Source organism: Spongiibacter taiwanensis, from assembly GCF_023702635.1.
In the GTDB taxonomy this organism is placed as follows: domain Bacteria; phylum Pseudomonadota; class Gammaproteobacteria; order Pseudomonadales; family Spongiibacteraceae; genus Spongiibacter; species Spongiibacter taiwanensis.
In genome coordinates this window covers 874,604-892,825 of the sequence record NZ_CP098455.1, presented here as the reverse complement: position 1 = coordinate 892,825, position 18,222 = coordinate 874,604, and the positions used below count along the sequence as shown (strand labels likewise).

General features: G+C 55.1%; 8 protein-coding genes, 2 tRNA genes and 3 rRNA genes. 11 read left to right on the top strand and 2 right to left on the bottom strand.

Going from position 1 to position 18,222, the window contains the following annotated elements; genetic code table 11:
- Nucleotides 1-9: 9 nt before the first annotated feature.
- Together NCG89_RS04245 and NCG89_RS04240 are read left to right on the top strand one after the other, a co-directional pair.
- Entirely contained in the window at nt 10-3,153 is a 3,144-nt protein-coding gene (locus NCG89_RS04245) for an efflux RND transporter permease subunit (protein ID WP_251088528.1), read from the top strand.
- On the top strand, nt 3,150-4,589 hold the full coding sequence (locus tag NCG89_RS04240; protein WP_285236390.1) for an efflux transporter outer membrane subunit: 1,440 nt from the start codon (nt 3,150-3,152) through the stop codon (nt 4,587-4,589). Before NCG89_RS04245 ends, NCG89_RS04240 begins: the two co-directional genes overlap by 4 nt.
- On the opposite strand, the gene pyk is transcribed toward NCG89_RS04240, so the two are convergent.
- Complete coding sequence (pyk, locus tag NCG89_RS04235) at nt 4,586-6,028, bottom strand: pyruvate kinase (RefSeq protein WP_251088527.1); 1,443 nt, start codon at nt 6,026-6,028, stop codon at nt 4,586-4,588. The genes NCG89_RS04240 and pyk overlap by 4 nt on opposite strands.
- 165 nt (nt 6,029-6,193) lie before the next feature.
- Complete coding sequence (gene ilvC / locus NCG89_RS04230) at nt 6,194-7,669, bottom strand: ketol-acid reductoisomerase (RefSeq protein WP_251088526.1); 1,476 nt, start codon at nt 7,667-7,669, stop codon at nt 6,194-6,196.
- Nucleotides 7,670-8,039: 370 nt separating this feature from the next.
- On the opposite strand from ilvC, the gene ilvY reads away from it, so the two are divergent.
- The 9 genes from ilvY to rrf all read left to right on the top strand — a co-directional run bounded on the left by ilvY (nt 8,040) and on the right by rrf (nt 17,347).
- Nucleotides 8,040-8,951 (top strand): HTH-type transcriptional activator IlvY, encoded by a 912-nt coding sequence (gene ilvY, locus NCG89_RS04225; protein ID WP_251088525.1) that lies wholly within the window; start codon nt 8,040-8,042, stop codon nt 8,949-8,951.
- A gap of 43 nt (nt 8,952-8,994) precedes the next feature.
- The gene (gene pssA, locus NCG89_RS04220; RefSeq protein WP_251088524.1) at nt 8,995-9,888 is read left to right on the top strand and encodes a CDP-diacylglycerol--serine O-phosphatidyltransferase; all 894 of its coding nucleotides are present in this window, start codon (nt 8,995-8,997) and stop codon (nt 9,886-9,888) included.
- Nucleotides 9,889-9,971: 83 nt separating this feature from the next.
- Entirely contained in the window at nt 9,972-10,955 is a 984-nt protein-coding gene (msrP, locus tag NCG89_RS04215) for a protein-methionine-sulfoxide reductase catalytic subunit MsrP (protein ID WP_251088523.1), read from the top strand.
- Nucleotides 10,955-11,542: a protein-methionine-sulfoxide reductase heme-binding subunit MsrQ gene (msrQ, locus tag NCG89_RS04210; protein ID WP_251088522.1), complete on the top strand. Its 588-nt coding sequence runs from the start codon at nt 10,955-10,957 to the stop codon at nt 11,540-11,542. The genes msrP and msrQ overlap by 1 nt, the downstream gene beginning before the upstream one ends.
- Nucleotides 11,543-11,939: 397 nt before the next feature.
- Nucleotides 11,940-13,473, top strand: a 16S ribosomal RNA gene (locus tag NCG89_RS04205).
- 107 nt (nt 13,474-13,580) lie between these two features.
- Nucleotides 13,581-13,656: transfer RNA gene (locus NCG89_RS04200), tRNA-Ala, on the top strand.
- A gap of 62 nt (nt 13,657-13,718) precedes the next feature.
- Nucleotides 13,719-13,795 (top strand) — tRNA-Ile (locus NCG89_RS04195).
- Nucleotides 13,796-14,145: 350 nt separating this feature from the next.
- A 23S ribosomal RNA gene (locus NCG89_RS04190) occupies nt 14,146-17,042 on the top strand.
- Nucleotides 17,043-17,231: 189 nt separating this feature from the next.
- Nucleotides 17,232-17,347 (top strand): 5S ribosomal RNA (gene rrf / locus NCG89_RS04185).
- The 16S, 23S and 5S rRNA genes sit together here with 2 tRNA genes alongside, the layout of an rRNA operon.
- Nucleotides 17,348-18,222 lie beyond the last annotated feature (875 nt).

Here is an 18,222-nt window from a genome sequence, read left to right as displayed (position 1 = left end):
GTTACGCGCATGTCCCGTTTTTTCATTCAGCGACCGAATTTTGCTCTGGTCGTTGCCATATTTATTTCCCTGGCGGGCCTGCTCGCGATCCCCTCGCTGCCGATGTCCCAGTTTCCGGTAGTGGCGCCGCCCCAGGTGTCGATTTCTGCCACCTATCCCGGCGCGTCGGCGACCACGGTGATGGAGTCGGTTACCAACGTCATTGAGGAAGAGCTGAACGGCACCAAGGGCCTGCTGTACTACGAGTCGTCCAGTAACTCGACGGGTAGCAGCGAAATTACAGTGACCTTTGAGCCAGGCACTGATCCGGATTTGGCCCAGGTCGATGTGCAAAACCGCATCAAGAAGGCGGAGGCGCGTCTGCCCTCGGAGGTGATGCAGCAGGGCCTACAGGTAGAACAGGCCAATTCCAACTTCTTGTTGATCTACGCCCTGAATTACAAGGGTGACGATACCGGCAAGTCGTTGGTCCGGCTGGCTGAATATGCGGTGCGTAACGTTAACAATGAAATTCGGCGCTTGCCCGGTGTGGGTAAATTGCAGTTCTTTAGCGCCGAAGCGGCGATGCGGGTGTGGATAGACCCGCAGAAGTTGCTCGGCTACGGGTTGTCGATCTCGGATGTGAATGCCGCCATTGCTGCGCAGAATGTTCAGGTCCCGGCGGGAAGTTTTGGTAGCCGCCCAGGAGACAGCAATCAGGAGTTGACAGCAACCATTGCTGTTAAAGGCACGCTGGATACCCCGGAGGAGTTTGGACGGATTGTCTTGCGTGCAAATGCCGATGGTTCCCGCGTTACCCTGGCCGATGTTGCCCGTTTGGAGATTGGCCGCCAGTCCTATAATTTTGAAACACGCCGAAATAGCAAACAGTCAGTATCAGGCGCGATTCAGCTAAGTTCAGATGCCAACGCGCTGGAGACTGCCAAGGCGGTTAGGCAGCGCCTGCAAGAACTCTCCAAGACCTTTCCGGAAGATATCGAATACTCCATCCCATATGACACCTCATTGTTTGTTGATGTGGCGATTTCCAAGGTGATTCACACCCTGGTCGAAGCGGTGGTGCTCGTCTTCCTGGTGATGTTTTTATTCCTGCAGAATTTCCGCTACACCCTGGTGCCCACCATCGTGGTGCCGGTGTGTTTGCTGGGGACGTTTGCGGTGATGTACGCGTTGGGATTCTCGGTCAATATGATGACCATGTTCGGCATGGTGTTGGCCATCGGGATTCTGGTGGACGACGCCATTGTGGTGGTAGAGAACGTCGAGCGGATCATGGCGGAAGAAGGGCTGTCACCTCGCGATGCGACCGTTAAGGCAATGGGTGAAGTCTCGGGGGCTATTGTCGGAATTACCCTGGTACTGACGGCGGTGTTTTTGCCGCTGGCCTTTATGGCAGGCTCAGTAGGGGTCATTTACCAACAGTTCTCGCTGTCGCTGGCGGTGTCCATTTTGTTCTCCGGCTTCCTTGCCTTGTCGCTGACGCCGGCATTGTGCACGCTGCTGCTCAAGCCCATTGCCAAGGGCGAGGAGCATCATCGCGGCGGCTTTTTTGGCTGGTTTAATCGCCACTTCGATAAGTTGACCGCTAATTTCACCCGTTTGAACTCGCGGTTGGTGAAGCGGACCGGCCGGGCGATGTTGATCTACGTTGGCCTGATTGGTTTGCTGGCCTTTGCTTATCTACGGGTTCCTGAGTCCTTTGTGCCCACCGAAGACCGTGGCTTCTTTATGATCAACGTGCAGCTGCCAGCCGGGGCCAGCTTCAACCGCACGGAACAGTTGGCTGCGCAAATCGAAGACCACTTGCTCAAGAATGAGAATGTCGATCAGATCGCCTTCATTATGGGGTTCAGCTTTTCCGGTACAGGCCAGAATGCCGCACTCAGCTACGTCACCCTGAAAGACTGGGACGAGCGCGATGCCTCCGGCTCGGCGGCGGCGCTGGTGGCGGATGTTAATCAAACCTTTGGTGCAACCACCAAAGGGTCGGTGATGGCGGTGGAGCCGCCGGCGATCAATGGCTTGGGCAACTCTGGCGGCTTCTCCCTGCGCTTGCAGGATCGCGGCGGCCTTGGTCGGGAGGCCTTTACCGCGGCTAAAAACCAACTATTAATGGCGGCGAATCAGTCGCCGGTCATCGCCTACGCCATGATGGAAGGGCTCAATGACGCACCTCAGCTGCGCTTGAATATTGATCGACAAAAGGCCGAAGCCCTGGGGGTTGGCTTTGGGTCGATCAGTACCGCGGTGTCCAGCGCATTCGGTTCTGCGACGGTGGGTGACTTTGCCAATGATGGCCGCTTGCAAAGAGTGGTGGTTCAGGCCGACGGTCGCTTTCGGGCCACACCTGAAGAGATTCTTGCGTTAACTATTCCCAACGTCAGTGGTAATCAGGTACCGATGAGTAGCTTTGCGAGCCTGGAATGGGAGGCGGGTCCCGTGCAGATTTCCCGCTATAACGGCTACTCCGCTTTCAAAATTTCCGGTGCATCAGCCCCCGGTTATACCTCGGGGCAGGCGATGGCCGAAATCGAAAAGCTGGTGGCAGAGCTGCCCGCCGGCATTGGTTATGAATGGACGGGGCTGTCTTATCAAGAAAGGGTTGCCGGCAACCAGGCGCCGTTTCTGTTTTCGCTGGCGATATTGGTGGTCTTCCTCCTGTTGGTCGCCCTGTACGAGAGCTGGAGTATTCCCACGGCGGTCATGCTGGTGGTCCCCATCGGTGCCCTGGGTGCTGTATTGGCGGTGACGGTGTTGGGCCTGGCGAACGATGTGTATTTTAAAGTCGGGCTGATCACCATTATTGGTCTGGCCGCCAAGAACGCCATCCTGATCGTTGAATTCGCAAAAAGCTTGCGTGAGCAGGGTATGTCGACGGTTGCTGCGGCGGTTGAGGCGGCGCGGCTGCGTTTTCGGCCCATCATCATGACCTCGTTGGCCTTCATTCTCGGGGTGCTGCCCCTGGCAACGGCAACCGGTGCCGGTGCGGCGAGCCAGCGGGCGATCGGTACCGGTGTGGTGGGTGGGATGCTCAGTGCCACCGTGCTGGGGGTGATTTTTGTACCCATCTTCTTTGTCTGGGTGATCAAGCACTTTTCCCGGGCCGAACCTCAAGTGAACGGGGCGAGCGAAAACAAGGAGGCGCAAGCATGAGCTTCACCTTTGTGACCTTTGACCGGGTTGCGCGTCGCCGATTGATGCCGGTTATTGCTTTGCTCACGGCCGGCGTTTTGACCGGGTGTTCATTGGCGCCTGAATACCAGCAGCCGGCCGCGCCGGTGCCGGCCGCGTGGACCCAGGTTGCCGACCAGCCGTTTACGGATGCCCCATTGCTTGCCTGGCAGGGTTTTGTGACGGACCCCGCGCTGAAAGAATTGATTGCGCTGGGTTTGGCCAATAGCCGTGATTTTCGTCAAACCTTGCTGAATGTGCAGGCGGTGAAGGCCCAGTACGGTATTAGCCGGGCCGACCGTTTCCCGAATATTGCATTGCAGGGCAGCGGTAGCCGTCAGCGAGTGCCGGCGGATTTGAATCAGACCGGCGAGTCGGTGGTGAGCAGCACCTACCAGGCGGGAGTCGGGCTGACCAGCTTTGAGCTGGACCTGTTTGACCGGGTGGGCAGCTTGTCTGAGACCGCGCTACAGGATTACCTGGCCACGGAAACGGCAGCGCAAAGCACGCGGATTGCTCTGATCGCAGAGATTATCCAAACCTACCTCAGCCGTGATAGCGCCCTGCGGCGTTACGCGCTAACTCAGAAAACCCTGGAATCCCGGGAAATTTCCCTGGCGCTCATCAACCGTCAGCGCGAGGCAGGCACCACCACGGCCCTGGATTGGCAGGAGGCTGTTGGGCTGGTTGAGCAAGCCCGGGCTGACGCAGAATTGTTGGATCGGGAAGTTCGCCAGACCAATAATGCTCTGGCCTTGCTGGTGGGCGTGTCGGGCCTGGCCTTGCCTGAGGTTCCCTCATCCACTGTCGCGTTGACCGTGCAATCTCTGCAGCCGGGGCTGCCCTCATCGCTGTTGACCCGGCGCCCGGATATTCGCGCAGCGGAGCATACCTTGCTGGCCAAAAACGCGAATATTGGCGCCGCTCGAGCGGCGTTTTTTCCCTCAATTTCGCTAACGGGTTTTTACGGCAGCAGCAGTGCGGACCTTTCAGATCTGTTTACTGGCGGTCAGCGCAGCTGGTCATTTGCGCCTCAGATTTCCTTGCCGATTTTCAGCGGTGGGCGCAATAAGGCAAACCTGGCGCTGGCGGAATTGCGTCGGGACATCGCGGTGGCCCAGTACGAGCTGGCGATTCAAAAGGCCTTTGCCGAAGTCTCTGATGCGCTGGTCGCGGTTGAGACCCTGGCGCGAGAAGAAACGGCCCGCCGTAATCTGTCGGATAGCAGCCAGCAGGCAGTGAAACTGTCTGAAGCCCGTTACCGGGCGGGTGTGGACAACCACCTGCGGTTTCTGGATGCCCAGCGCCGGGCGTTCACCAACGAGATTTCCTTGATCGAAACCAGCACTCAGCGCCAGCAAGCGCTGGTGAATCTTTTCAAAGCCCTCGGTGGCGGCTGGGGAGGGGTAGAGAGTTAGTCGCCCAGTTCTTCAAGGTCCCCGGCCTTGGTGGCCAGGTCGCCCAGCTGGCGGATCTGAATCGCCTCAACCCCATGCTGGGACAGGGCGTCGGAGATCACCACGACCTTGTCCTGGGCGTTGAACTCATCCCGCTGCATCATAATCCGCGCGGCGGTACCCAGGGTCTTTTCGGGGTCTGAGCTGAAGTTGATGCGATAGCTGAGCACATTGCGGTTCATCACCAGCAAGCGCCGGGTGCGGCTGTCATTGGTGAATGCGCAAATGATCGGTCCCTGTGGGTGACAGTTGGTCACCAGGTTCGCCATTAATCCGCGCCTCGTCGGCACAACAATGGCTTTCGCACTGATGGATTCTGCCAACTTGACGGCGGCGGCTGCGATCTCTTGTTTGTCATTGTCCATCACCAGGTCGTCGCTAAAGCGCAAACCCCGGGTGCGTTCGATAGCGCGCGCGATGCGGTCGAGCACCTCAACGCATTTGATGGGATATTTGCCGACGGTAGTCTCGCCGGACAGCATGATGCAGTCGGCTTCCTCGTACACGGCATTGGCAACGTCGGTGACCTCTGCCCGGGTGGGGGTGGGATTTTCAATCATCGATTCCAGCATGTGGGTGGCGACAATTGCCCGGCGACCATATTTGGCGCAGGTGGCGATAATGCGTCGCTGCACTATCGGCAATTCCTCCAGCGGGATTTCGACCCCGAGATCGCCCCGGGCAACCATGACCCCGTGAGCCTCTTTGACGATTTCCTCGAGGTTTCTGACGCCTTCCTGGTCTTCTATCTTGGCGATAATTTTGATTTTGTCGGCCTTGTCGCCGAGCAGTTCTTTCAGTTCGCGAATGTCATCGGGGCTGCGCACAAAGGATAGGGCGATAAAGTCCACCGCCTGTTCGATCGCAAAGGCTATATCCCGGCGGTCCTTTTCGGTAATGGCGGGCAGGTTGACCCGGATGCCGGGCAGGTTTACGTGGCGCTTGCTTTTGAGCACGCCGCCGTCAATCACCCGGCACTGCATGGTGCGCTCTTCCTTGCTTAGCACCTCCAGATTGATCAAGCCGTTGTCGACGGTGATTTTGTCGCCGATGGTGACGTCGTTGATCAGGTCTTCGTAATTGATATGAATCGAGCTGGACTCCACGTCCGCTTCACCCCGGGCCACGACCGAAATGATGTCACCTGGGCGCAGATTCAGCTCGTTTTTCAGGTCGCCGGTGCGAATTTCCGGACCCTGGGTGTCGATCAGAACGGCAACCGGGTGGTGCAGTTTCTTATTGAGGGTACGGATGGATTTGATGATCTGAGCGCAGCGGTCATGTTGGCCGTGGGACATATTCAAACGCACCACATTCATTCCGGCCAGGGCGAGCTTGTGCAGCATCTCGTAGTTGTCGCTGACCGGGCCGATGGTGCAAATGATTTTTGTCTTGCGCATAGCTGAAACCGCTTTCTCAAAGAGTGTGGTGCAAGCATATACCCCTGGCGCGTGAATTCCATCCGGTGTGTTTTAGTGCTGCCGGTGATTTTGATTTTTATCACGGCTGGTGAAACAAAAAGGGCGCCTAGTGGCGCCCTTTTTGTGATCGTAATCCGGAGTGGATTAAACGATTTTCTTCATCGCAGTCATGTAGCTGCGCAGTTTACGGCCAACCACTTCAACCGGGTGGTTGCGGATTTCAGCGTTCACCGCGATCAGCTCGGCGTTATCCACGCCATTGTCCTTCACGTTGATGCCTTTGCCGATGACGTCGGTGGAGACTTTGCTCATGAAGTCTTTCAGCAGTGGCCGGCAAGCGTGGTCAAACAGGTAGCAACCGTACTCGGCCGTGTCGGAGATGACCACGTTCATTTCGTACAGCTTGCGGCGGGCGATGGTGTTGGCGATCAGCGGCGTCTCGTGCAGTGACTCGTAGTAGGCTGACTCGGGCTTCATACCTGCAGCAACCATGCACTCAAAGGCCAGCTCAACCCCGGCTTTAACCATGGCGACCAGCAGAATGCCGTGGTCGTAGTACTCTTGCTCAGGGATGTCCGCATCGGTAGACGGCGTCTTTTCAAAGGCTGTCTCAGCAGTCGCCGCGCGCCAACCCAGCAGGTTTTTGTCGTCGTTGGCCCAGTCTTCCATCATGGTCTTGGAGAAGTGACCGCTGATGATGTCGTCCTGGTGCTTCTCGTACAGCGGACGCATGATGTCTTTCAGCTCATCGGCCAGGTCGAAGGCGCGAATTTTAGCGGGGTTGCTCAGGCGATCCATCATGTTGGTGATGCCGCCGTATTTCAGACCTTCAGTCACGGTTTCCCAACCGTACTGGATCAGCTTGGAGGCGTAGCCGGGCTCGATGCCTTCTTCGACCATTTTGTCGAAGCACAGGATGGCGCCAGTTTGCAGCATGCCACACAGGATGGTCTGCTCGCCCATCAGGTCAGATTTTACTTCGGCGATGGGAGACGACTCGAGTACACCGGCGCGATCGCCGCCAGTGCCGGAGGCCAATGCCTTGGCAATGGCCAGGCCTTCGCCTTTGGGGTCGTTTTCACGGTGAACGGCGATCAGTGTGGGTACACCGAAGCCGCGCTTGTATTCCTCGCGCACTTCAGTCCCGGGACATTTGGGGCACATCATCACCACGGTGATGTCCTTGCGGATTTGCATGCCTTCTTCAACCAGGTTGAAGCCGTGGGCGTAATCCAGGCAGGCGCCGTCTTTCATCAGCGGCATAACGGCGTTAACCACGGAGGTGTGCTGCTTGTCTGGTGTCAGGTTCATGACCACGTCGGCGGTGGGAATCAGCTCCTCGTAAGTGCCTACGGTGAAGCCGTTTTCAGAGGCATTCTTAAAGCTTTGGCGTTTCTGCTCGATGGCCTCAGCGCGCAGGGCGTAGGCGACGTCGAGGCCAGAGTCACGCAGGTTGAGACCCTGGTTCAAGCCCTGAGAGCCACAGCCGATGATGACGATCTTTTTGCCTTTCAAGTATTCACAGCCGTCGGCGAATTCGCTGCGATCCATAAAGCGGCATTTGCCCAGCTCTTCCAGCTGCAGGCGCAGCGGCAGGCTGTTGAAGTAATTCTGTCCCATGGTGGACTCCTATTTCAGTAAAGAGGAAAAACAAAGCTGGCGGGGAGAAGGTTTCCCACAGTGGCGCGCACTTTAACAGTCTAGCGATGTTGCGTAAAATGAAATATAAGTGATGCAGTGTTGCGTCTACTGGGATGCTGGGTGCTGGACGGGAGGGGGCCTGCCCCACGAGTGCAGCGGGTGCTTTGGGTGCGGGAGACGCAACACAGCGATCGGGATTTTAAACCTTAATGAATCTTGTGCGTCGCTCACATGATCAAAGTGAGCTGGCAGGCACAATGTGGAAGTCCTCTTTGCGTCTCCCGTTAAGCGTCTCCCGCCCGAGTCCTGGTTTAGGCTACTGCGAGTCCTGGTTTAGGCTACTGATTGTATGAACATCAAAGAACTCGAAATTTTCATCCATCTTGCCCAATCCCTGCACTTTGGTCGCACGGGTGAGGCCATGCACCTCAGTGCCTCGGCGGTCAGTCGCGCTTTGCAGCGCCTCGAGCAGGAGGTTGGTACCTCGCTGTTTGAACGGGACAATCGGGCAGTTCAGCTCAATGCGGCGGGCCGGGAGTTTTTGCGCTACGCCGAGCAGGCGGTGATTAATTGGCAGACGGTAGTGGGGCGCTTGGGCTTTCAGGGGGAGGCTCTGAAGGGCGAGATCAGCGTCTTCTGCTCAGTAACGGCGTCCTATGGCGTATTGAACAATGTGCTGGAAGTTTTCCGGCAACGTTACCCGTCAATAGAGCTGAAGCTGCACACCGGCGATCAGGCCGATGCGATAGACCGCATTGCGGAGGGCGGAGAAGATATCGGTATTACCGCTAAGCCCCGGCAACTGTCGACAAGGCTCAGCTATCAGGGGCTGACGCGCTCAAGCCTGCGCTTGTTGGTTCCCAACGTCCCCTGTGCGGTGAATGAGCAGATCAGTCGCGCCAATGAGCAGTTAAGCCCCGAACTCCTGTCATCTTTGCCCTTTATTCTGCCTGAGCGGGGTGTGGCCCGGAATTTGGTGGACCAATGGTTTCGGCAGCAACAAATCAAGCCCAGTGTGTACGCGCAGGTCAGTGGCCACGAGGCCATTGTCAGTACGGTGGGTCTGGGTTTGGGGGTTGGTGTGGTGCCCGAGCTGGTGTTGGCGACCAGCTTTTTGCGTGAGAGGGTTCGCGTCATGCCAGTTGAGCCGGCGCTTCCATTGATGGAAGTGGGGGTGGTGGTACTGCAACAGCGCCTCACAAACCCTTTGGTGAAAGCGTTTTGGGATTGTGCGCGGTCATCGTACAGCCCGACAATTTAATTTATGATGTGGTTTTAGCCGTCTTGGACGTTCAGGGAAAATTATGACAGATCCGCAAAAGCCGTCCGGCGAAAATAGTGGGCCCAAGGGCGAAAGGCCGTCCGAGGCCAGCAAGCTCTCTCGCATTCAGTTTGATAAGGAGGCCCTGGCGCTGATCGATGATCACGAGGAAGAGATCTCGGTTAATGGCAAGACTGAGCGCAAGAGTGGTGTTTATCTGCTGCCCAATCTGTTTACCACTGCGGCATTGTTTTCCGGCTTCTTTGCCATTATTTCTGCGATGCACGGCAATTTCGAAAATGCGGCCATGGCGATTTTTGCTGCCATGGTGTTCGACGGACTTGATGGCCGTGTTGCCCGTCTCATGAACGCCCAGAGTAAGTTTGGCGCGGAATTCGACAGTCTGGCCGATATGGTGTCCTTCGGTGTGGCGCCGGCGCTGGTGGTGTTTAGTTGGGCCTTGGGGGATCTGGGTAAGTTTGGTTGGGCCGTGTCCTTCATTTATGTGTCCTGTGCTGCCCTGCGGTTGGCGCGTTTTAATACCCAGATAGATACAGCAGACAAGAATTACTTTACTGGTCTGGCGAGCCCGTCAGCGGCGGCAGTCATGGCCGGAGTAGTTTGGGTGTGCGCTGAGGAGGGCTTGGTCGAGTACGATCTGCCCAGCGAGCTGGCAGTGATCTCGGGCTTGCTGATGGCCTTTGTCGGTATGCTGATGATTGTGAATATTCGCTACAACAGTTTCAAAGGGATCGACCTTCGTGGCCGCGTACCCTTTGTGGTGATGATCGTCATCGTGCTGGTGTTCGGCTTGGTTTCCCTCGATCCCGCCAGGGTCTTGTTGTGCGCTGCACTGATCTATGCCTTGTCCGGACCCGTAATGGCGGGATATCGGCGCTTTGTTAAGCAGCGGGCCTCGGAGCTCAAGGAAAAATAAAAACTCGTTGTAACATGGCAGCGCCCCAGTCATCCAAGAAGTAGCCGGTCAGGAGCCGGCAACGTCCAGCGGAGAGGGTCGACATGTTAATAAAGCAAGCACCGGATATTCCCAGCAGTGAGATAACCCCGGAGGCGGTCTACTTGCGGCGCCGCGAATTTATGCTTGGCGCCGGTGTCGCGATGGCGGCCGCGGGCTTGGGGCTGGGAGCCTCTTCTCCCGTCTCGGCCAGTGCGGCAGAGAACCTGGATTACACGCCGGTTAACCCTCTTCCCGATAACCCTTTTTATACCAACGAAGTGCAGCCGAGCTTTGCCGAGGCCGCCTCGTACAATAATTTTTACGAGTTCGGCATGGATAAGTCGGACCCGGCCAAATATGCCAAGGCGATGATCGTGGACCCTTGGTCGATCGAGGTGACCGGAGAGGCAGAAAACACCGGGGTCTTTCCGCTGGAAGATATTCTCAAGCAGGTCAGCATTGAGGAGCGGATTTACCGACTGCGCTGCGTGGAGGCCTGGTCGATGGTGATCCCGTGGTTGGGCTTTCCGTTGGCGGATTTGCTCAAGTGGTTCAAACCGACTTCAGGCGCGCGCTATGTCAAGTTCACCACCTTACTGCGCAGGGAAGAGATGCGTGGTCAGCGCAGCTCACTGAGTGTGATTGATTGGCCCTATGTAGAGGGGCTGCGGATGGATGAGGCTATGCATCCGCTGACATTCATGAGTGTTGGTATGTACGGCAAAACGCTGCCCAACCAGAATGGCGCGCCGATCCGGCTGGTGGTGCCCTGGAAGTATGGCTTTAAGAGTATCAAATCGATAGTCAGTATCCACTTCACCAGTGTTCGTCCTAAAACCAGCTGGGAGCAAATCGCGCCGGATGAATATGGCTTCTATGCCAATGTGAACCCTGGTGTCAGTCATCCGCGCTGGAGTCAGCGTTACGAGCGGCGACTGCCCGGGAGTTTGCTGAAGCCTAATCGCATCAAGACCCAATTGTTTAACGGCTATGGTGAGCAGGTGGCGAGCCTTTATGAAGGCATGAATCTTCGTAAGTACTATTGATGGGGGGTGTTAGCCTGTTTCAGCGCAAGGCGGCGCTGTTTATTGCCTGTCTGTTACCGCTGGCGTGGTTGGCTTATCTCATCTTCGATGACCGGCTCGGTGTTGATCCGGTGAAGGTGCTGGTGCATTTCACCGGGGATTGGTCCATTTACCTCTTGATGCTGACTTTTAGCCTCAGTCCATTGCGCCAATGGTGTGGCATGCCGACCCTGCTGCGGTACCGGCGGATGCTAGGTTTGTACGCCTGGTTTTACACTTCGTTGCATTTTTTGCTGGTGCTGACCTACATCTTTGGTTGGGACTGGTCGGTCACCAAGGAAGAGCTCTCCGAGCGGCCCTATGTGATAGTCGGCTTTCTCGCCTGGCTGCTGATGGTGCCGATGGCGGCGACTTCCAATCATTTTTCGGTACGCCGCCTACGGGCAAACTGGCGCCGGCTCCACCGGTTGATGTATCCCGTGATGGTGCTTGGCTGGTTGCATATTGCCTGGCAAGTCCGCTCCAGTTACCGGGATACGCTCCTCTATGGCGTCATCATTCTGATCCTTTTTTTGCCCCGCCTGAAAATTCTTTTAAAAACCCGTTGACTCTGAGTTGGTCGTCTCTATAATGCGCCTCCTCAACTGCTGAGGCAGACGCGCTAGGGCGAAGGTTCTAGGGCAAATTGCTAAGGTGGTTGAGCTAGCAAAAAAGTTTAAAAATACTTGTTGCTAGGCGGGACGAAGTCTGTATAATACGCGTCCTCGCTTCGGGAGAAACCTGAAGCAAATCAAAACCCTGGCGGTTTTGAGTTGTTTAAAAAGAAGAGATTAGATAATTCGTGTGGGCGCTTGTTGATGGGTATTTGCGACATAAATATTCAGAAGCAAGTGACTCGTAAATTCATGAATTTGAATACGATTCTGAGCTTCTGAGCCGAGATTTTGGATAGTAAAGCAGGTTTTGCGTAACTATCCCATCATGCGAAAGCTGATGTAAAAGATTGAACTGAAGAGTTTGATCATGGCTCAGATTGAACGCTGGCGGCAGGCCTAACACATGCAAGTCGAACGCGAAAGGTCTTCGGACTGAGTAGAGTGGCGGACGGGTGAGTAACGCGTGGGAATCTACCTGGTAGCGGGGGATAACTCGGGGAAACTCGAGCTAATACCGCATACGCCCTACGGGGGAAAGGAGGGGATCTTCGGACCTTCCACTATCAGATGAGCCCGCGTCAGATTAGCTTGTTGGTGAGGTAAAGGCTCACCAAGGCGACGATCTGTAGCTGGTCTGAGAGGATGATCAGCCACACTGGGACTGAGACACGGCCCAGACTCCTACGGGAGGCAGCAGTGGGGAATATTGCGCAATGGGGGAAACCCTGACGCAGCCATGCCGCGTGTGTGAAGAAGGCCTTCGGGTTGTAAAGCACTTTAAGCAAGGAGGAAAGGTTGTCGGTTAATACCCGGCAGCTGTGACGTTACTTGCAGAATAAGCACCGGCTAACTCCGTGCCAGCAGCCGCGGTAATACGGAGGGTGCAAGCGTTAATCGGAATTACTGGGCGTAAAGCGCGCGTAGGCGGCTTCGTCAGTCAGATGTGAAAGCCCCGGGCTCAACCTGGGAACTGCATTTGATACTGCGGAGCTAGAGTATGGTAGAGGTGAGTGGAATTTCCTGTGTAGCGGTGAAATGCGTAGATATAGGAAGGAACATCAGTGGCGAAGGCGACTCACTGGACCAATACTGACGCTGAGGTGCGAAAGCGTGGGGAGCAAACAGGATTAGATACCCTGGTAGTCCACGCCGTAAACGATGTCAACTAGCCGTTGGGGAACTTGATTCTTTAGTGGCGCAGCTAACGCACTAAGTTGACCGCCTGGGGAGTACGGCCGCAAGGTTAAAACTCAAATGAATTGACGGGGGCCCGCACAAGCGGTGGAGCATGTGGTTTAATTCGATGCAACGCGAAGAACCTTACCAGGTCTTGACATCCTAGGAACTTGGCAGAGATGCCTTGGTGCCTTCGGGAGCCTAGAGACAGGTGCTGCATGGCTGTCGTCAGCTCGTGTCGTGAGATGTTGGGTTAAGTCCCGTAACGAGCGCAACCCTTGTCCTTAGTTGCCAGCACATTATGGTGGGAACTCTAAGGAGACTGCCGGTGACAAACCGGAGGAAGGTGGGGACGACGTCAAGTCATCATGGCCCTTACGACCTGGGCTACACACGTGCTACAATGGGCAGTACAGAGGGCTGCAATATCGCGAGATGGAGCCAATCCCTTAAAACTGTTCGTAGTCCGGATTGGAGTCTGCAACTCGACTCCATGAAGTCGGAATCGCTAGTAATCGCGAATCAGAATGTCGCGGTGAATACGTTCCCGGGCCTTGTACACACCGCCCGTCACACCATGGGAGTGGATTGCACCAGAAGTGGATAGTCTAACCGCAAGGGGGACGTTCACCACGGTGTGGTTCATGACTGGGGTGAAGTCGTAACAAGGTAGCCCTAGGGGAACCTGGGGCTGGATCACCTCCTTAACTTGAGCGCAACGAAGTTGGCAAGTGCTCACACGAATTGTCTAATCTCCATTGGTTGAAAGCGATACCTGAATCGTCGCGTTAGCGGCGTGTTCGACCCGACTATTGGGGCTATAGCTCAGCTGGGAGAGCGCCTGCCTTGCACGCAGGAGGTCAGCGGTTCGATCCCGCTTAGCTCCACCATGCTGCAAGTGCTCGCGGACCTAAACAGGCTACTACCCGAGTTTGTTTGTGAGTAAGAATTTGGGTCTGTAGCTCAGGTGGTTAGAGCGCACCCCTGATAAGGGTGAGGTCGGAGGTTCAAGTCCTCCCAGACCCACCAAAATGGCTCTGCTCGGCGTTGCCGAACTGCTCATGTGCTAATCGCACACTACGCAGTCCGGCGCCTTGATCAGCGACATTTTGGTTCATGGTTCGAACGCAGTGGTAATTAAATCCCGTATCGCTTTTAAAGACTAGAAATAAGCCTTCTTGATGAAGTATGTAGTATCGAGTGGGTTTGTTTCTGGTTTTTGCAATCAGATGTTCTTTAACAAGGTAATTAAGCTGAAACAAAACACTGTTTTCTCAAGTGTTGTAATAATCCGGCGAAAACCTGATCACGCAGCAAGTCGCGTGTGATCAGTAGCAGTTTCTTGATGATATGGCGATGGCGAGTCTATTTGCTTATATGGTCAAGCGACTAAGCGCATACGGTGGATGCCTTGGCAACTAGAGGCGATGAAGGACGTTGGAGCCTGCGAAAAGCGTGGGGGAGTCGGCAACCAGACTTTGATCCCGCGATGTCCGAATGGGGAAACCCACCTAGCATAAGCTAGGTATCTCTTGACTGAATACATAGGTCTTGAGAAGCGAACCAGGAGAACTGAAACATCTAAGTACCCTGAGGAAAAGAAATCAACCGAGATTCTCTTAGTAGCGGCGAGCGAACGGGGATCAGCCTGCAAGTGATAGCTTGTGTGTTAGTGGAACGGTCTGGAAAGTCCGGCGATACAGGGTGATAGCCCCGTACACGAAAACACGCTTGTGGTACTAAGCTTGCGATAAGTAGGTCGGGACACGTGTTATCTTGACTGAAGATGGGGGGACCATCCTCCAAGGCTAAATACTACTAGTTGACCGATAGTGAACCAGTACCGTGAGGGAAAGGCGAAAAGAACCCCGGAGAGGGGAGTGAAATAGAACCTGAAACCGTATGCGTACAAGCAGTAGGAGCAGACTTGTTCTGTGACTGCGTACCTTTTGTATAATGGGTCAGCGACTTAATGTATGTAGCAAGCTTAACCGTTTAGGGGAGGCGTAGGGAAACCGAGTCTTAATAGGGCGATTTAGTTGCATGCATTAGACCCGAAACCCGGTGATCTATCCATGGCCAGGTTGAAGATGCCGTAACAGGCATTGGAGGACCGAACTCACAAATGTTGAAAAATTTGGAGATGAGCTGTGGATCGGAGTGAAAGGCTAATCAAACCGGGAGATAGCTGGTTCTCCTCGAAATCTATTTAGGTAGAGCGTCGTGTCTTACCCTGGGGGGTAGAGCACTGTTTGGGCTAGGGGGTCATCCCGACTTACCAAACCCATGCAAACTCCGAATACCCAGGAGTACAATCACGGCAGACAGACGGCGGGTGCTAACGTCCGTCGTCAAGAGGGAAACAACCCAGACCGCCAGCTAAGGTCCCAAATCTACGTTAAGTGGGAAACGATGTGGGAAGGCTCAGACAGCTAGGAGGTTGGCTTAGAAGCAGCCATCCTTTAAAGAAAGCGTAATAGCTCACTAGTCGAGTCGGCCTGCGCGGAAGATGTAACGGGGCTAAACGTAGAACCGAAGCTGCGGACGCGCTTTGCGCGTGGTAGAGGAGCGTTCTGTACGCCTGCGAAGGTGTGTCGAGAGGCATGCTGGAGGTATCAGAAGTGCGAATGCTGACATGAGTAACGACAAGGGGGGTGAAAAACCTCCCCGCCGGAAGACCAAGGTTTCCTGCCCCATGTTAATCAGGGCAGGGTTAGTCGGCCCCTAAGGCGAGGCAGAAATGCGTAGTCGATGGGAAACGGGTTAATATTCCCGTACTTGTTATAACTGCGATGGAGGGACGGAGTAGGCTAGGCGAGCACGGCGTTGGTTGTCCGTGTTTAAGCTAGTAGGCTGGGGGATTAGGCAAATCCGGTTCCCTAAGGCTGAGAGGTGATGACGAGTCCTCTTTTGGACGAAGTCGTTGATGCCATGCTTCCAAGAAAATCTTCTAAGCTTCAGGTTATAACAAACCGTACCCCAAACCGACACAGGTGGTCAGGTAGAGAATACCAAGGCGCTTGAGAGAACTCGGGTGAAGGAACTAGGCAAAATGGTACCGTAACTTCGGGAGAAGGTACGCCGGCTTTGGTGATGGGACTTGCTCCCTAAGCTGAGGCTGGCCGAAGTGACCAGGTGGCTGCGACTGTTTATCAAAAACATAGCACTGTGCAAACACGAAAGTGGACGTATACGGTGTGACGCCTGCCCGGTGCCGGAAGGTTAATTGATGGGGTTAGCGTAAGCGAAGCTCTTGATCGAAGCCCCGGTAAACGGCGGCCGTAACTATAACGGTCCTAAGGTAGCGAAATTCCTTGTCGGGTAAGTTCCGACCTGCACGAATGGCGTAACGATGGCCACGCTGTCTCCACCCGAGACTCAGTGAAATTGAAATTGCGGTTAAGATGCCGTATACCCGCGGCTAGACGGAAAGACCCCGTGAACCTTTACTATAGCTTCACAGTGGACTCTGATATTACTTGTGTAGGATAGCTGGGAGGCTTTGAAACTCAGACGCCAGTTTGAGTGGAGCCAATCTTGAAATACCAGCCTGGTACTATTGGGGTTCTAACTCAGGTCCATGATCTGGATCGAGGACATTGTGTGGTGGGTAGTTTGACTGGGGCGGTCTCCTCCCAAAGTGTAACGGAGGAGCACGAAGGTGCGCTAATCACGGTCGGAAATCGTGAGGTTAGTGTAATGGCACAAGCGCGCTTAACTGCGAGACTGACAAGTCGAGCAGATACGAAAGTAGGTCATAGTGATCCGGTGGTTCTGTATGGAAGGGCCATCGCTCAACGGATAAAAGGTACTCCGGGGATAACAGGCTGATACCGCCCAAGAGTTCACATCGACGGCGGTGTTTGGCACCTCGATGTCGGCTCATCACATCCTGGGGCTGAAGCCGGTCCCAAGGGTATGGCTGTTCGCCATTTAAAGTGGTACGCGAGCTGGGTTCAGAACGTCGTGAGACAGTTCGGTCCCTATCTGCCGTGGGCGTTGGAGATTTGAGGAAAGCTGCTTCTAGTACGAGAGGACCGAAGTGGACGAACCTCTGGTGTTCGGGTTGTCACGCCAGTGGCATTGCCCGGTAGCTATGTTCGGACGGGATAACCGCTGAAAGCATCTAAGCGGGAAGCCTCTTCCAAGATAAGATCTCCCTGGGAACTTGATTCCCCTAAAGAGCCGTTCAAGACCAGGACGTTGATAGGCAGGGTGTGTAAGCGTTGTAAGGCGTTGAGCTAACCTGTACTAATTGCTCGTGAGGCTTGACCATATAATCAAGTGGTCTTGCCATCGTAGAAAATCAAGAAACTGCAGCGGATTGTTGCAACGGTCGGAGTCAGATCCGGCAGCCTGAAAAGGCAACTGAGAAAACAGTATTCAGCTTAGTTACCACCCTATTTGGTCGTGCCGAGAGCATGTCAACGCGACAGTGAGACTCAACGCATACCAAGCCAGTTTGCCTGGCGACCATAGAGACACGGAACCACCTGACCCCATCCCGAACTCAGAAGTGAAACGTGTCATCGCCGATGGTAGTGTGGGGTTTCCCCATGTGAGAGTAGGTCATCGCCAGGCTTCTAAATAAAACACCCCGGTCAGCGCAGCTGTCCGGGGTTTTTTATTTAGGATCGCGAGGAATCTCTGTTCCGTTAAGCAGCTCGCAGAGCTGCCATGTGACAAGCGATGCACCGAAGGTGCCAGCTTGGTGTGCCGCAGCGTAGCGGAGGCATCCCAAAGGGATTGCGTACCCACAGCACTCGCTATCGCTCGCGGGGCAGGCTCAGCACTGCTCGCAACACAATGTAGGTCATCGCCAGGCTTTAATTAAAAACCCGAGGTTCGTTAGAGCCTCGGGTTTTTTCATGGGTCTCTGGAAGTGGAGTCCACTAGGCTCTGCCCTACGGTGAGGGCTCGCGCCATCCTTGGCGCTCGGGGATACGCCCCGCTTCCGCTGCGCTACAGCGCCCAAATCAGCTCCTGCTGATTTGTCGCCAGGCTTCTAAACTAAAATGCCCTGATCAGTAATGGTCAGGGCATTTTTTATGTGGATTTTAAAGCGCTGGGCAACTGGCGCTGAGAGCCTGCCCCGCGAAGCGCTTTGGGTACCGACGGCAATGGCTCGCGCCACCCCTGGCGCTCGGTCCTGCGGACCGTCTTCGCTGCGCTACGACGCCCAAATCACTCGCTGCGCTCATGGGGCAGGCCCTCGCCAGTACCGAAGGCGGCCCCCTTCTAAATAAATGGCCACAGCACTCCCTGCGGTCGCGGTTCACACTGCCGCCCCTCAGTCGTATATATCTAAGCCCTAAGCTAAAAAAGTGCCCTCAAACCCAATTTGCCCCCGCCCCATCTACAGTAAAGCCAAAAATTTTGCCTCGATTGTAGTTGATCTAACGAATTAGCTTGTTATTAAATCTCAGTATCCAAAAAGTGAGAAATAATAAGGAGCG

Bases quoted from the DNA above. Each gene is read 5' to 3' on its own strand.
- pyk (WP_251088527.1), bottom strand. From the start codon at position 6,028: ATGCGCAAGACAAAAATCATTTGCACCATCGGCCCGGTCAGCGACAAC.
- pssA (WP_251088524.1), top strand. From the start codon at position 8,995: ATGACAGATCCGCAAAAGCCGTCCGGCGAAAATAGTGGGCCCAAGGGC.
- ilvY (WP_251088525.1), top strand. From the start codon at position 8,040: ATGAACATCAAAGAACTCGAAATTTTCATCCATCTTGCCCAATCCCTG.
- NCG89_RS04245 (WP_251088528.1), top strand. From the start codon at position 10: ATGTCCCGTTTTTTCATTCAGCGACCGAATTTTGCTCTGGTCGTTGCC.
- msrQ (WP_251088522.1), top strand. From the start codon at position 10,955: ATGGGGGGTGTTAGCCTGTTTCAGCGCAAGGCGGCGCTGTTTATTGCC.
- ilvC (WP_251088526.1), bottom strand. From the start codon at position 7,669: ATGGGACAGAATTACTTCAACAGCCTGCCGCTGCGCCTGCAGCTGGAA.
- msrP (WP_251088523.1), top strand. From the start codon at position 9,972: ATGTTAATAAAGCAAGCACCGGATATTCCCAGCAGTGAGATAACCCCG.
- NCG89_RS04240 (WP_285236390.1), top strand. From the start codon at position 3,150: ATGAGCTTCACCTTTGTGACCTTTGACCGGGTTGCGCGTCGCCGATTG.